Source organism: uncultured Psychroserpens sp. (assembly GCF_947503375.1).
In the GTDB taxonomy this organism is placed as follows: domain Bacteria; phylum Bacteroidota; class Bacteroidia; order Flavobacteriales; family Flavobacteriaceae; genus Psychroserpens.
Genome location: NZ_CANNDQ010000005.1, coordinates 222,841 through 236,562 on the forward strand (window position 1 = coordinate 222,841; position 13,722 = coordinate 236,562).

Consider the following 13,722-nt stretch of genomic DNA (forward strand, 5'->3'; position numbering starts at 1 on the left):
TCATAAATTTTAAGCTTTGATTTCATATTTAACATTCTGAATTAGCCTTCACATCAATTAAATAACTCTTGAACCCTTTTATATGATGCTAACAACTAACTAAAATATTCAATGTATGAGAAAATTTTGCATTTTTCTTTGTGCCTTATTATTAAACGCAAGTTTATTACAAGCACAAGAGAAGACTATTTCTGGTAATGTGACTGATGAGGCAGGTCTACCGCTTCCTGGTGTTAACATTATTGTTAAAGGAACTTCAAACGGAACCCAATCAGATTTTGACGGAAACTATTCTATCAAAACAAATGTGGGTGAAGTTTTGGTATTTTCTTTTGTAGGTTTAAAAACTCAAGAGATTACCGTTGGAGCTTCCAATACTGTAAATGTATCTATGCTAGAAGATGCTGAATCACTAGATGAGGTCATTGTAACAGCGCAAGGAATCAAAAGAGAGAAAAAAGCATTAGGTTATGCTGTAACCACTCTTGAATCTGACGCTGTAGAGAGTAGACCTGAAGCAGATATTGCCAGAGTTTTAAGCGGTAAAGTTGCTGGTGTAAATGTAGTAGGAACAGGTGGTATAGCTGGTAGTGGTACCAACATTACTATTAGGGGTAACGTTTCTATTACAGGTAACAACCAACCTTTATTTGTAGTTAATGGTGTACCATTTAATACAAGTACAAATGCTGAGAGTAATGTGTCTACTGGTAATGGTTCTGTTTCTGCATCAAGTAGATTTTTAGATCTCGATCCAAATAATATTGAAAGCATGAGTGTTCTTAAAGGACTTAGTGCAACTGTATTATATGGTGATGCTGGTAGAAATGGTGTGATTTTAATTACAACAAAAACAGGTTCTAGTAGTGAAGTGAGCAAAGGTTTTGAGATAACATTCAGTCAAGCTTTATTCACAAATGAAATAGCTGGATTACCAGATTATCAAAATACATATGGTCAAGGAAGTAATAACAATGCAAATGTGACATTTGTTGGAAATTGGGGAAGTAGGTTCGATTCTAACATTATAGTACCTCACCATTATAACTTACCAAGATTAGCAGCTTCATTTCCTGAGTTTCAAGGTGTCAATGTACTTTATCAGCCTTATGAGAATAATGTAAAAGACTTTTTTAGAAAAGGGATAGGTACTACGACTTCAATAAACGTAGCAAAGTCAAGCGAAAATGTGTCTTTCAATGCTAACTTTGGACATACTGATGAAGACGGTTTTGTGCCTGGAAACAATATAAAAAGAACAAATTTTGGTATTGGAGGTTCTGTAAAATTAAGTAATAAGTTTAGAGTTAATGCATCATTCAATTTCTCTACTAGTGATTTTACTACGCCACCAATTGCTGCCGACTTAGGTACAGGTAATTTTTCAGTTTTTCAAAGAACATTATTTCTTCCAAGAAATTTTGATTTGCAAGGCTTACCATTTCAAGATCCAATAACTGGAGCTAGTGTACATTATAGAACAGACTCTGAAAACCCTAGATGGTTAGTTGCAAATTCTCAAGAGTCAATTAACGTAAATCGTTTTTACAATTCATTAAGTACCATCTATGATTTTAGCGATCATGTTTCTTTGACCTATAGAGTTGGGTTTGATACCTACACAGAACGACAACAATTCTATGTAAATAAAGGAGGAACTAATAGTTTTATATCTCAAGTAGGATTTTTAAAAACGACTTCTGGTACCAATACCATTTGGGATCATAGTGTGATTTTAGGGATTAATAATATCAAGCTAACTGAAAAGATCAATTTGAATTCTACTGTAGGTGTTAATACAAATTCAGAATCATATGATAAGTTTGGTGTTGCTAGTACTGGGCAGGTTGTGTTTGATTTTATCGATCACAATAATTTTGCTACACAAAGTAACCAAGACCCTTTAGGAGGAGAGTTAGATTTTAAACAAGTTGAAAATACCATTGGTTTGTATGGCCAATTCGAATTTGATTATTCAAATTTTTTATATCTAAGTTTAGCGGCTAGAAACGATTGGTCATCTACTATAGAGCAAGATAACAGATCACTTTTTTATCCAAGTGCCTCTTTATCGTTTATTCCAACGTCGGCTTTTGAAGGTTTATCTTCAGATGCCATAAATTTCTTAAAAGTAAGATTTGGTTATGGTACTTCAGCGGGTTTTCCTAGCCCATACAATACTCGACCAACATTGGCGTTAGGTACAGCAGCATACACAGGAACTAACGGTTCGGTAAATGTAAACTCTAGTGGAGGTTTAGCAACTGGAACAGATGTGTTTCCAAATGCAGACTTAAAAGCCGAGTTACATAAGGAGTTTGAGTTAGGTATTGAAGCAAGGTTATGGAAAAATAGAATAAGCTTAGAAACCAGTGTATTCAGAAGAAATTCTGAAGATCAAATTCTGCAAAAAGCGTTAGACCCATCTACAGGATTTGATGCGACATTTATCAATGCCGGTGAAATTGAAACTGAAGGTATTGAAATAGCTTTAGGAATCTCTCCATTTAAAGGAAATGATGGTTTTCAATGGGATTCTAATTTCATTTTTACTGCTACAGAGAATGTTGTTAAGGACCTACCAGGAGGTGATGATGTTTTTATTTCTGGATTTTCTAATAACGGTAACTATGCTATCGAGGGTCAGCCTTTGGGTGTTATAAAAGGAAATTTTGCAGTTAGAGATGATGAAGGTAATTATCTAATTGATCCAACTACTGGAAATATAATCGATAGTGATGTATTAGGTATAGAAAATGGAGTTGTCGGTGATCCAAATCCAGATTGGAAGTTAACAAATATCAATACGTTCTCTTATAAAGGTTGGACCTTATCTGCTCAAATTGAATATACGCACGGAGGCGATATATCGTCAAGTACCATTACGTCATTACTTCGTCGAGGAGTGACAACAGATACTGATGATAGAGAAGGAACATTTATCATCCCTGGAGTTCTGGCAAATCCAAACACAGGAGAACCTTTATTAGATGCTAACGGAAATAAAATACCTAATAATATCCAACAAGGTGCTAATGAAGCCTATTTCTTAAATTTTGTTGATCCAACAGGTCAAGGAATTTATGATGCTTCAGTATTTCGACTAAGAGAGATTTCTTTGACCTATGCTTTACCAGCTAAGTTTCTAGAAAAAACGCCTTTTGGATCACTATCATTTACACTGTTAGGACAAAACATGTTCTATTGGGCGCCTAATGTTCCTGAAGGAACCAATTTTGATCCAGAAACAGTAAGTACTGGAGTGGGTAATGGCGCTGGCTTAGATTTTTTAACAGCACCATCATCTAGGAAGTATGGATTTAATATAAAAGCTACATTTTAATATAGAATAGTATGAAAACATTTGAAGATAAATTTAAAATAGCAGCCATATTACTAGTATTTATGGCATTGAGTTGTGAAACAACAAATCTTGAACAATTAAACGATCCAAGTAGTTTAACAGTAGACAGTGCCGACCCTGATTTGTTACTGAACAATGCTCAACTACAATTTGTTGATGCTATAGCTTACAATGAAGCCAATGAAGATGGTATCAATAGAAGAGCTTCTGAGTTGGCACGTATGCAACATTTGTTTGGAGCTTATACAAGTCCGAATACACTAAGCTCAACATCCATTGATCGATTGTGGACTAGGATGTATCGAGAAGCATTGCAAGATATTAATGTATTAATTCCCATAGCCCAAGATCGAGGTCTACAAGGTCATATTGGAGTAGCAAAAATCATTCAAGCTTATGCTTTAGTAACGATGGTTGATACGTTTGGCGATATTCCATTTACAGATGCTTTACAAGGTAATAATAATCCTAATCCTTCGGTTGATGATGGACAATTCGTTTACGATGCTATGTTTGAAACCTTAGACGAAGCCATCGAGGCGCTAAGTGCTCCAGATATTCTAATGCCTAACGATTTGTTTTATAATGGTGATGCAGAAAAATGGATCAAAGCAGCAAGAACGTTAAAATTTAAAATGTATGCGCAAATGCGTTTAATTGGAAACTTTAATACCGAAATTAATACGTTAATTTCTCAAGGATTGATTGATAGTTCTAGTGAAGATTTTCAATTTCAATATTCTACTACAGCAAGTTCAACAGGAGAAAGTAGACATCCAAATTTTGCGCTATGTTACGACGCAGATGGCGTAGATGATTATATGAACAATTATTACATGTTCCTTTTAAAGGATGATAAAGGGTTTAATGATCCAAGATTGCGTTACTACTTTTATAGACAAGTAGAAGCACCACCAGTTGGTGATGAGCTAATGTGTGAAGGTGATCCAGGATTTAATTTCTGTTATATTGGTGACTTTTATTGGGGACGAGATCATGGCGATGACGATGGTGTTCCTGCAGATATGTTGAAACGTACAGCATATGGCCTTTATCCAGTTGGAGGTGCTTTTGATGCAGATAATTTTACTTCTGTAACACCATCTTCGGGCGCTGGTGGTGCTGGTATATTCCCTTTCATGTTATCTTCTTATGTTAAATTCTTACAGGCCGAATCAGCATTAATGGCTGGTACAACAGGTAATCCGCGTACTTTGTTCGAAGAAGGTGTAAGAGCCTCAATGTCTAAAGTATTGAACTTCTATCCAGGACAAGTAGATCCAGCTTTTGCAGCAACTCAAGCTGATGTTGATAATTATGTTGATTTTGTTTTAGCACAATATGATGCAGCTGCTGGTAACGAAGCAAAACTGGATGTAATAATGAAAGAATATTACATAGCGCTTTGGGGTAATGGAATTGAAGCTTGGAACAACTACAGACGTACAAGTTATCCAAGTGATATTGAACCGTCTGTAGTGGTAGCTGGTAATTTTCCGAGAACATTTATGTATCCTGCAATTGTTGTGAATACAAATTCTAGCATAAGTCAAAAACAAGTAACAGAAAGAGTGTTTTGGGATGCAAATCCTGATGTACTTGAATAAAAAAAGTAATTATGAAAACTGTAAAACAAATTTTTAAGATAAAACGACTAGCATTCTTAATGTTAATCTTAGTTTCCGTAGCTTCAATTTCATGTGAGGATGAAGATAAAAATCCACTTAACGATATATTAGCCGACTCAGGTGGTTTTGTTAGGTTTGCTACACCATTTCCAACTGTAGTAAATGTAAGTGATTTATCTGAAGTTCCAGGAGTTGTTATAAATAATGTGTTGGAAGCTCCAGATGGTAATGTTGTTAGCTACAGAATGGAAGCTTCGGCTATGGTTGCAGGAACTACATATGGACCATTACCATATGGAGAAGAAATTACGTCATTTCCAACTCCTATTACTATCACAATAGTAGATTTAGCTGACTTTTTCGGGTTTGACGTAAATACTATTGGGTTTGGAGATACCTTCAGTTTTACTGGAACTGCTGTTAACGATAGAGGCATAGTGTATACCTCTGAAGATTTAGATTTTGATGATGAAACGGGAACGCGTAGCGGTGGAAACAATACAGATGATCTAATTGATGAGATTGGTTATAGAGATGCCTTTGAATTTGGTTTTGCTATACCTTGTCCGCCACTTGATAACCCAACAGTTGGAGATTGGACTATAGATATGACAGATCTTTACGGAGATGGTTGGGATGGTGCTTTTGTTACAGTTAGTATTGATGGTACAGAAACTGATTATGAAATTGTTGATGGAGATTCTGCAATTCATGTATTCAACGTGCCGAGTGGTACAAGTGTGTTAAGAATATCCTACACTAGCGGAAGTTGGGAAGAAGAACATATTTATTCCATTATAAATCCAGATGGTGTAGTATTTGGACCTTTTGGCCCAGAACCTGGCATGTGTCCAGAAATAGGTATATAGTTAATTGATTGATTAATTTTTTACTTTGAGTGAGACGTCTTCTAAAAGAAGACGTCTTTTTTTATAAGGAATGTTATCAATTTAATTTAAAAAAATAGATGGCTTGTGTTGCTTTTTAAATCAAGTTTATAAATATTAAGTTGATTACTCTTGTTTGTAACTAAGAATAACTCTCTTTTATTACCCTTTTCATAATTTTCGATACTGAAGACCCTTTCTTCAAATTTTTTGTGAATTTTATAGTCTAATCCATCTAATTGTATCGAACATATAAGTGAATGCGTGTCTTCTTTTGATAAAAAATATATTCTAGACTCATTTTTATTTGTAATTGGATGTGAGCTATAGCTTTTATTTTTTGTTAATTGTTTTTGATTTCTACCATCAATATCCATAATAAAAATCTCATGAAATCCATTTCTGTTAGATGAGAATATTACTCGATTTGATTGCTTTAAATATGTTGGAGAGATATCGTCTCCCTTAGTGTTAGTGATGTTCTTTTCAATATTGGTTGTAAGATCCAGTTTGACAATTTCTCGATCTCCATTTTTTAGAGTCGAATACATAATATCATTGTTAGATAGCCATTCAGCAGCTACAGGTACTGGTGTATGTGTTTTTATAATAGGTTTTGATGTGTTATTCTTTAAATCATAAATGGTGATTGTCCAATTGAAATCCAATAACTCACAGAATATAATTTTGGAACCATCAGGAGACCAATTAGGAAAATGTTTTGCAGAATTTGACTTTGTTAATTGCTTAGGATTCGAATACGTTTCGTTATATATAAATAGTTGAGACCAATTATTTACTTGAGATACAAATACCATATTTTCATGTTTTGCATCCCATGATGGTCCTACGGTAATTACTTTTGGAAGTGATAAACGATTGTATAATACAATAATGATTGTAAGTAAAATAACAGCTATGGTTGAGAAAATAAAAAGCTTTTTATTGCGCATAATTTAATAGGCTAATTTAAAACCATTTGACTCTCAACAAGGAGAGCCAAATGGTTTACAGAAACTACATCTTTTAATGAAAAAAACTACAACTCTTTTATCTCACTGATGAGTTCTTTGATTTGCATTAAGTGTCTATATGAATGTGCACCTACAACTAAAAAATGCTGTGTTACATCTGCTTCTCCATATAAATAAGGTGCAAATAAATGTCTAAGGTTAGATTCAGACTCCGTTAAGATCTTTACCATCTTTGCTCTAGTTGCTTTGATTTCAGATAAGAAATCCTCTTTTGTCTTTTTTGCATTTTCTTCTTTAGGATGAAAGGGTTTAGGTGTGTTTACAGCATTGGTTCTATCGGTTACTTTTGCAATGATAATGGCATCTTCAGAACTCAAATCTTTTTTTAGATCAAGTTCATTACCATCAATTGTTTTTTGAATTTTCATTAATAATGCAGGTTCTACCGATGATAAATGCTCTAAACAGTTTAACACGGTCCATCCTCCATCTTTAGGTTTGTAGTTCAATTCTACTTCAGTTAAAGAATTAACGGTTAGTTCGATCTCTTCTAAAGATCTATTCAATAGGTCTAAAGCTAATTTTCTTTCATTATCGATTTGTGAAAAACCTATGGAAGAACTTAATGTCATAAATAATAAAATAATTGCTTTCATGTTTTTATTCGTTTGGTATTACTGTTATTTTTGATATTTGGTTATAGAGGTCAAATTCAATAATATCTATAGCTTGCACTGCAGTATTATTTTTGTCCTTTGAATTAGCGTAAGTAAAATCTATCAATACCTTATTGCTTTTAGGAGAAGTATAAATGCCATTTGTTGTGAATTCAAGTGACTTGATCATTTCAAGCGATTGAAGAAAGAATGGTTTTGCTTCAGCAGGTTCATTTGTTCCATATTGAACTGTACAGTTTGCTGATAAACAAGAAAAAACTACATCTAGTTCTCCTTTATGAAAGGCGTCGAAATATTTTTTAGCAATATCTTTTTTGGTTTCAGTCATGTCGTTTTTTATAAATACTATTGTTTTTTACTATCTAACTGCACCAGGTATTCCAAGCTCTAGTTTCATGAGGCTTGGTTGAAAATTTTCAGTAAAAAATGGAAAAGCAGCATTAGTAATGTATAGATTGTATCTGTCTAATCCTCTTGTACCAAATATTGCTGCTGTAGGACCGTCAAGACCATCTTCTTCAGATAATAATATGGTTTTAGTACCATCAGGATAGATTTTTTCAACAGTATTGAAAGGGTCTGTAGTACCAATAATATTACCCAGAGCATCAATTGCAAAATCATCAAAAAAAGTATTGTCTGAAACAATTCTTAAAGCTCCAGAGTTGCTATTATTATCGAGTGTTATTGCAAGCAATAAGCCCTGATTTGGGTTTGAAACATAAAACTCACCATTATAATATTGTATACCATTAGGTCCAGGAGCCATAACGCCAGGGTTTATTAATTTCAACAATGGATCATCGGCCCATATCTCTGGAGTGCCGCCATCTTTTGAAACACGCCATATTTTCCCGTCAAAGCCAGAATCTGCTATGTAAAGCATGTTGTCTTTTAATGAAATGCCATTTGGAACAGCATTAAGCGGAAGTAAACCAATTAGTGTAGCAACTCCTGTTGGGCTTACTTTCCATACACCTCTATTTGATGGCTCTGAAGCATTCACATTAACATAAATATTATCATCATTGTCAACAGCAATAGCACCTAGTAAGCCTGTAAAAGCACCAGGTATGAAATCTCCAATAGGTAGTAATGTTATTAACGTTCGGTTTCCAGCTGGATCAATTTTTATAAGCTCGCCAGAAAGGGCCATACTAATTATGAAATTACCTTGACTATCAATAGCTACACTTTCAGGGTTATCAGGAGTTTGCGGATTAAAATTGTATAATATTTCTGGTGTGCCTACATAGTCTTGTAAGCAATTGATAACGTTTGTAGGAAACCCATAAAAACAGCTTAAAAAACCAGGTACTCTAAAACGGTTAGCATTTGTGTTTATAGTAGTTTTGCTACTTTTTTTTATGTCATTTTCAGTAAAATGAAAATTTCCTTTCTTGTCATCAAGCGTGTTAATTTCTATTCGGTTTTCGTATACAGAAATGTTGTAGCTATTATTTTCTGTATTACTATCTTCTATTTGATTTTTTTCACAAGATTGGAGAGTAATTGTAATTAATAGTAATGGGAGAATAATTTTTTTCATTTTTAAAATAGTTTGGTTGTATTTTAAAAACAATCAGTAGTTCTCTCTGGGGACAATTTTTTATATAATTTTTTACAGTTGTGATATTTTTATATAATAGTGTCGTTCCTATTCGTTTGTATACATTGGTCGAATTGATATTGGTAATTCTTCGCTCAATGGGCATTGCTTCGCTAAAAATGTTGCTTCTTCAATATCTTTGGCCCGAATAAGGATGTAGCCACCAACAATTTCTTTAGATTCTAAATAGGGACCATCGGTTAATACGGTCTCTCTATTCAATAAAACATTGCCTGAATTAGCTAATCGCTGACCTTTTATGTATTGATTAGATTTTAATAGCGTATCTACCCAGTTTTCATATTTTTTTAGATGTTCTTTTAAAGCTGATGGAGACTCATCTTTATAGCCTTTTCCGTGAATTAATAATAAAAATTCTTGCATTTTATAGTGTATAGGTTGATACTCAAAAATAGCCATTGAAACCCACATTATATATGCTTTTAACAAGTCTTTAAGAGTAAAGGAGTACACTTTCATTTTCAACTAATCGGCAGGTGCTTTGTAACCTTTTTTTGAGCTATGTCGTCAAAAAAGGAAATCAATTAAAAAACGGTTAGAAATGAAATTAATCAAAACTTGCATGATCATATTATGTGTTTTAATAGTTGCAAATATTACAGCACAAGAAACTAATAAAACATACGAATTAACGTCAGAATTTAAAACAATCACTTCTGAAAAAGGAGAAGCTATTACGCTAGAATCTGGGATGCTCAGCGTACCTGAAGCTAGAAACAGTGATGAAAATAGAACTATTTCTATAGCCTATTATAGGTTAACATCACAATCAAAAACAAAAAGAGCGCCTATTTTTATTTTAGCGGGAGGGCCTGGAAGTTCGTATCTAAACTCTATACACAAGGAAAATTTTTTCAATGAAGTAACATTCTATAGTAATTTTACTGATGTGATCTTATTTGATCAAAGAGGAGTAGGTAATTCTGTACCTAATTTAATGTGTGATGAAAAAAAAAGGATTCCATTACAAGATGAGTTAACAATTAATAACTTAAAAGAAGTACTAAGTAAATTTGCTGCTGAATGTCAAGATTACTGGGTTAACCAAGGCGTAAACCTGTCGGCTTATAATACCGATGAAAGTGCTTCAGATATTAACGACTTGAGAAAAGCCTTGGGCTATGAAAAGATCATGCTTGTTGGTGGGAGTTATGGGTCTCATTTAGGGCTACATACCATTAGAAAATTTCCAAAAACTATTGAAAAAGCTATGTTTCATGGTATTGAAGGGCCAGATCACACTTGGGATATCCCATCGCAAACATTAAATACATTAAAACGTATTGCTGAAACTATTGAAGCTTCATCTTACTATGAAGGTAAAATACCTGAAGGTGGACTCATTAATGCATTACAATCAGTTATTAAAAAAGTAGAAGAAAACCCACAATTGGTGACACTAAGTAAAGGAGATCAAACACTAGATGTTATCGTTAATGAAATGATTGTTAAAAGAGTAGCTACATACAAAGCAGGTAGGCGAGGTGATCCCTTGCTATGGCCAGATTTAATTTTAGATATGTACAATGGAGATTTTACATTTCCAGCGAAGGCAGCCGTAGGTATGCATAGAATATCAGGACTTAACGCTATGAAGTTTGCAATGGATTTTTCATCGGGAATTAGTGATAAAAGAAAACTCAAAATAAAAAATGACAATGCTACCAAAGTTTTAGGAAATATCAATTCTGATTATACCATGCAAGAAGAAACTTGGAAAGTAAGCGATCTAGGTAAATCATTTAGAACAAATATAAAAACAGATATACCAATTTTGATTATTCATGGTAATTGGGATACTTCAACACCAATTGAAAACGCTTATGATATTATGCCTACTTTAACCAATGGACGTTTAATTGAAGTTGAAACAGGAACACATAACGTACTTTATGAATGCTATAGGTTAGTGCCCGATTTTTCTAAAATGATTGCTAATTACATAACTGGTAATCAGGTAAATTTTCCTAAGACTATCAAATTACCAAAAATCCAATTTCCTCAGGTGGTATCTCAAGCCCAAGAAAGTCTTTGGGATGCCTGTAAATCTGGTGATGTTGAAAAAGTGAAGTTAGCAATATCTGAAGGCGCCAATGTAAATGCTTTAGATACGAGAGCTAGCAGGTCTGGTAGAAATCCACTCAATTGGGCAGCTTATTATGGCCATGCAGCTATTGTAGAGTTATTAATTGCCAATAAAGCAGATGTCAATGGACAAAATTTAACAGGTTTCACAGCACTGCATCATGCTGTTGAAAATAATAAGTTAGAAATGGTGCAGTTACTTTTAAGTTTAGGTGCAGAAATTAATAAAGAAAATAAGAGAGGAAAGAAACCAATAGATATTGCTATTCATAATAACAATAATACCATAATAAAGGTTTTAAAAGACCATTAAAAGAATACTAATATTTAAGCAAAAACTATAGAATACTTATTTTTGAAGTTATGACAGATAATTTCAAGAACGAATTCTTTGGAATAGGTATTCAAAATGGAAAAACACCTGAAAATTTGGGTGTCCTCTGGCGTTCTGCGCAGAATATGGGCGCAAGTTTCATTTTCACAATAGGAAACCGTTATGCAAAGCAAGCATGTGATACACATAATGCAGTGAAATCCATGCCTTATTTTCATTATGAAAACTTTGATGCATTTTTTGAGAATTTGCCCAAAGGCGCTCGACTAGTAGGTGTAGAATTAACAAATACGGCTGAAGATTTAGAAACATTTCACCATCCCAGACGATGCGTATATCTATTAGGAGCTGAAGATCATGGCTTATCAAAACAAGCGATTGAAAAGAGTCACTTTTTAATAAAATTCAAATCTCAATTAAGCTTGAATGTTTCTGTTGCTGGAAGTATTGTGATGTATGATAGAGGAATAAACAAATCAAGGTCGTAACTTTGCCATCTACTTTAAAAGTATATTATGAGTCATAAAGCAGGTTTTGTAAATATTATAGGCAATCCAAATGTTGGTAAATCAACACTTATGAATGCATTTATAGGTGAAAAATTATCAATAATAACATCTAAAGCTCAAACCACCAGACATCGTATCTTAGGTATCGTAAATGGTGATGATTTTCAAGTGATTTTAAGTGATACACCTGGAATTATAAAGCCTGCTTATGAGTTGCAAGAGTCAATGATGGATTTTGTTAAATCTGCTTTTGAAGATGCAGATGTGCTTATCTATATGGTAGAGATTGGCGAAAAAGAACTAAAAGACGAAGCTTTTTTTAATAAAATTAAAAATTCAAAGATTCCTGTGCTTTTATTACTGAATAAAATTGATAATTCAAATCAAGAACAACTTGAAGAGCAAGCGCAATTATGGCAAAGCAAAGTGCCCAATGCCGAGTTTTTTCCAATTTCTGCTCTAAAAGGATTTAATATTCAGAATGTCTTTAATAGAATTATAGAATTACTACCAGAGTCGCCACCATTTTATCCAAAAGATCAGTTAACAGACAAACCTGAACGGTTCTTTGTAAATGAAGCTATTAGAGAAAAAATATTGTTGCATTATAAAAAAGAAATCCCTTATGCTGTTGAGGTAAACACCGAAGAGTTTTTTGAAGAAGAAAATATTATTAGAATGCGATCAGTTATAATGGTAGAACGTGATACGCAAAAAGGAATAATAATAGGCCATAAAGGTTCTGCATTAAAGCGTGTTGGTGTTGAAGCGAGAAAAGATTTAGAAAAATTCTTTGGCAAGCAAGTACACCTGGAGTTGTATGTAAAAGTCAATAAGAATTGGAGAAATAATCAAAGACAGCTGAAACGCTTTGGTTACAATCAGAAGTAATTAGTAATGTATAATTTTTTCTAATTAACCTTAAATTGAATTTGTATTTCAATGATACGGTTTAACCAATTAAACCGAACAAGTAGGTCATTTAAAAAAAACATTATTTTATTTTTTCAGAGGCTTTTTTTAATACAGAATTCATAAAGTTATAAAGATGATGCATTTCATCTTTACTTGAGACACGACCTAAACGACCTGCAAAATACAAAGCAAACCATATTACGATCATTAAAAGCATTAATCCAATCTGTAACGCATAGGATGATTTTAAAGACCAATTTGAATAGGCCCAAACTACACTAGCAATAAAAAATCCTGCAACAACAAAGTGTAAGAACATAAATAGAGTCCAAATGGTAGGATTTGGTCCAAACAAACCGTATAATTTTGACGTATTTTTTTCGGTTGTATTAATTTCTAAATGCAACTGAGGAGACCAAAAATGTTGTTTGTGCTTAGGAAGTTTTATAAAAACATGATCATCAATTCTTGTAATTACGTAGTCTTTTTGTTCATCTTTAGCTATTTCAAAAGCGGTTAATAGCATTTGGCTAGAGGTATTAAACTCCATTTGAAATCGCGGGCGTAAAACAATATCGTTTGTTGTAGACATGATAATTTGATTGTAATTGAAAGTACTAAATTTTATTCATATAGCGAATACATTTAATCTTTGCCGTAAAATTGATCTTGCATCAGACATATTTCTTATTTTTGCAGACTATTCCAAAGGAAATTAA

General features: G+C 33.3%; 12 protein-coding genes. 6 read left to right on the forward strand and 6 right to left on the reverse strand.

What is annotated here, in order from left to right; genetic code table 11:
- Nucleotides 1-115: 115 nt before the first annotated feature.
- The 3 genes from Q0876_RS10420 to Q0876_RS10430 are packed head-to-tail and all read left to right on the forward strand — an operon-like array spanning nucleotide 116 to nucleotide 5,861.
- Nucleotides 116-3,343 (forward strand): SusC/RagA family TonB-linked outer membrane protein, encoded by a 3,228-nt coding sequence (locus Q0876_RS10420; protein WP_299227360.1) that lies wholly within the window; start codon nucleotides 116-118, stop codon nucleotides 3,341-3,343.
- A gap of 11 nt (nucleotides 3,344-3,354) precedes the next feature.
- Entirely contained in the window at nucleotides 3,355-4,971 is a 1,617-nt protein-coding gene (locus tag Q0876_RS10425; RefSeq protein WP_299227363.1) for a SusD/RagB family nutrient-binding outer membrane lipoprotein, read from the forward strand.
- Nucleotides 4,972-4,982: 11 nt separating this feature from the next.
- Nucleotides 4,983-5,861 carry a hypothetical protein gene (locus Q0876_RS10430; RefSeq protein WP_299227366.1) on the forward strand — a complete coding sequence of 293 codons (879 nt, stop codon included), beginning with the start codon at nucleotides 4,983-4,985 and terminating at the stop codon, nucleotides 5,859-5,861.
- An 86-nt stretch (nucleotides 5,862-5,947) separates the two neighbouring features.
- On the opposite strand, the gene Q0876_RS10435 is transcribed toward Q0876_RS10430, so the two are convergent.
- The 5 genes from Q0876_RS10435 to Q0876_RS10455 all read right to left on the reverse strand — a co-directional run bounded on the left by Q0876_RS10435 (nucleotide 5,948) and on the right by Q0876_RS10455 (nucleotide 9,619).
- A complete protein-coding gene (locus Q0876_RS10435) occupies nucleotides 5,948-6,832 on the reverse strand; it encodes a hypothetical protein (RefSeq protein WP_299227369.1) in 885 nt (294 codons plus the stop codon).
- Between the two features lie 86 nt (nucleotides 6,833-6,918).
- Complete coding sequence (locus Q0876_RS10440) at nucleotides 6,919-7,509, reverse strand: DinB family protein (protein WP_299227372.1); 591 nt, start codon at nucleotides 7,507-7,509, stop codon at nucleotides 6,919-6,921.
- A gap of 4 nt (nucleotides 7,510-7,513) precedes the next feature.
- Nucleotides 7,514-7,858 (reverse strand): nuclear transport factor 2 family protein, encoded by a 345-nt coding sequence (locus tag Q0876_RS10445; RefSeq protein ID WP_299227375.1) that lies wholly within the window; start codon nucleotides 7,856-7,858, stop codon nucleotides 7,514-7,516.
- A gap of 30 nt (nucleotides 7,859-7,888) precedes the next feature.
- Nucleotides 7,889-9,079: a hypothetical protein gene (locus Q0876_RS10450; protein ID WP_299227378.1), complete on the reverse strand. Its 1,191-nt coding sequence runs from the start codon at nucleotides 9,077-9,079 to the stop codon at nucleotides 7,889-7,891.
- A 108-nt stretch (nucleotides 9,080-9,187) separates the two neighbouring features.
- Nucleotides 9,188-9,619: a YciI family protein gene (locus Q0876_RS10455; RefSeq protein WP_299227381.1), complete on the reverse strand. Its 432-nt coding sequence runs from the start codon at nucleotides 9,617-9,619 to the stop codon at nucleotides 9,188-9,190.
- An 82-nt stretch (nucleotides 9,620-9,701) separates the two neighbouring features.
- On the opposite strand from Q0876_RS10455, the gene Q0876_RS10460 reads away from it, so the two are divergent.
- From Q0876_RS10460 to era, 3 genes are read left to right on the forward strand one after another with little or no spacing between them, the layout of a single operon-like run.
- On the forward strand, nucleotides 9,702-11,558 hold the full coding sequence (locus Q0876_RS10460; protein WP_299227384.1) for an alpha/beta fold hydrolase: 1,857 nt from the start codon (nucleotides 9,702-9,704) through the stop codon (nucleotides 11,556-11,558).
- A gap of 50 nt (nucleotides 11,559-11,608) precedes the next feature.
- Entirely contained in the window at nucleotides 11,609-12,067 is a 459-nt protein-coding gene (locus Q0876_RS10465; RefSeq protein WP_299227387.1) for an RNA methyltransferase, read from the forward strand.
- Nucleotides 12,068-12,094: 27 nt separating this feature from the next.
- Nucleotides 12,095-12,979, forward strand: coding sequence for a GTPase Era (gene era / locus Q0876_RS10470; RefSeq protein WP_299227389.1), 885 nt, complete (start codon nucleotides 12,095-12,097; stop codon nucleotides 12,977-12,979).
- A 103-nt stretch (nucleotides 12,980-13,082) separates the two neighbouring features.
- Here era and Q0876_RS10475 read toward each other — a convergent pair whose 3' ends face one another.
- Complete coding sequence (locus Q0876_RS10475; protein WP_299227391.1) at nucleotides 13,083-13,595, reverse strand: GTP-binding protein; 513 nt, start codon at nucleotides 13,593-13,595, stop codon at nucleotides 13,083-13,085.
- Nucleotides 13,596-13,722 lie beyond the last annotated feature (127 nt).

Bases quoted from the DNA above. Each gene is read 5' to 3' on its own strand.
- Q0876_RS10420 (WP_299227360.1), top strand. From the start codon at position 116: ATGAGAAAATTTTGCATTTTTCTTTGTGCCTTATTATTAAACGCAAGT.
- Q0876_RS10425 (WP_299227363.1), top strand. From the start codon at position 3,355: ATGAAAACATTTGAAGATAAATTTAAAATAGCAGCCATATTACTAGTA.
- Q0876_RS10430 (WP_299227366.1), top strand. From the start codon at position 4,983: ATGAAAACTGTAAAACAAATTTTTAAGATAAAACGACTAGCATTCTTA.
- Q0876_RS10435 (WP_299227369.1), bottom strand. From the start codon at position 6,832: ATGCGCAATAAAAAGCTTTTTATTTTCTCAACCATAGCTGTTATTTTA.
- Q0876_RS10440 (WP_299227372.1), bottom strand. From the start codon at position 7,509: ATGAAAGCAATTATTTTATTATTTATGACATTAAGTTCTTCCATAGGT.
- Q0876_RS10445 (WP_299227375.1), bottom strand. From the start codon at position 7,858: ATGACTGAAACCAAAAAAGATATTGCTAAAAAATATTTCGACGCCTTT.
- Q0876_RS10450 (WP_299227378.1), bottom strand. From the start codon at position 9,079: ATGAAAAAAATTATTCTCCCATTACTATTAATTACAATTACTCTCCAA.
- Q0876_RS10455 (WP_299227381.1), bottom strand. From the start codon at position 9,619: ATGAAAGTGTACTCCTTTACTCTTAAAGACTTGTTAAAAGCATATATA.
- Q0876_RS10460 (WP_299227384.1), top strand. From the start codon at position 9,702: ATGAAATTAATCAAAACTTGCATGATCATATTATGTGTTTTAATAGTT.
- Q0876_RS10465 (WP_299227387.1), top strand. From the start codon at position 11,609: ATGACAGATAATTTCAAGAACGAATTCTTTGGAATAGGTATTCAAAAT.
- era (WP_299227389.1), top strand. From the start codon at position 12,095: ATGAGTCATAAAGCAGGTTTTGTAAATATTATAGGCAATCCAAATGTT.
- Q0876_RS10475 (WP_299227391.1), bottom strand. From the start codon at position 13,595: ATGTCTACAACAAACGATATTGTTTTACGCCCGCGATTTCAAATGGAG.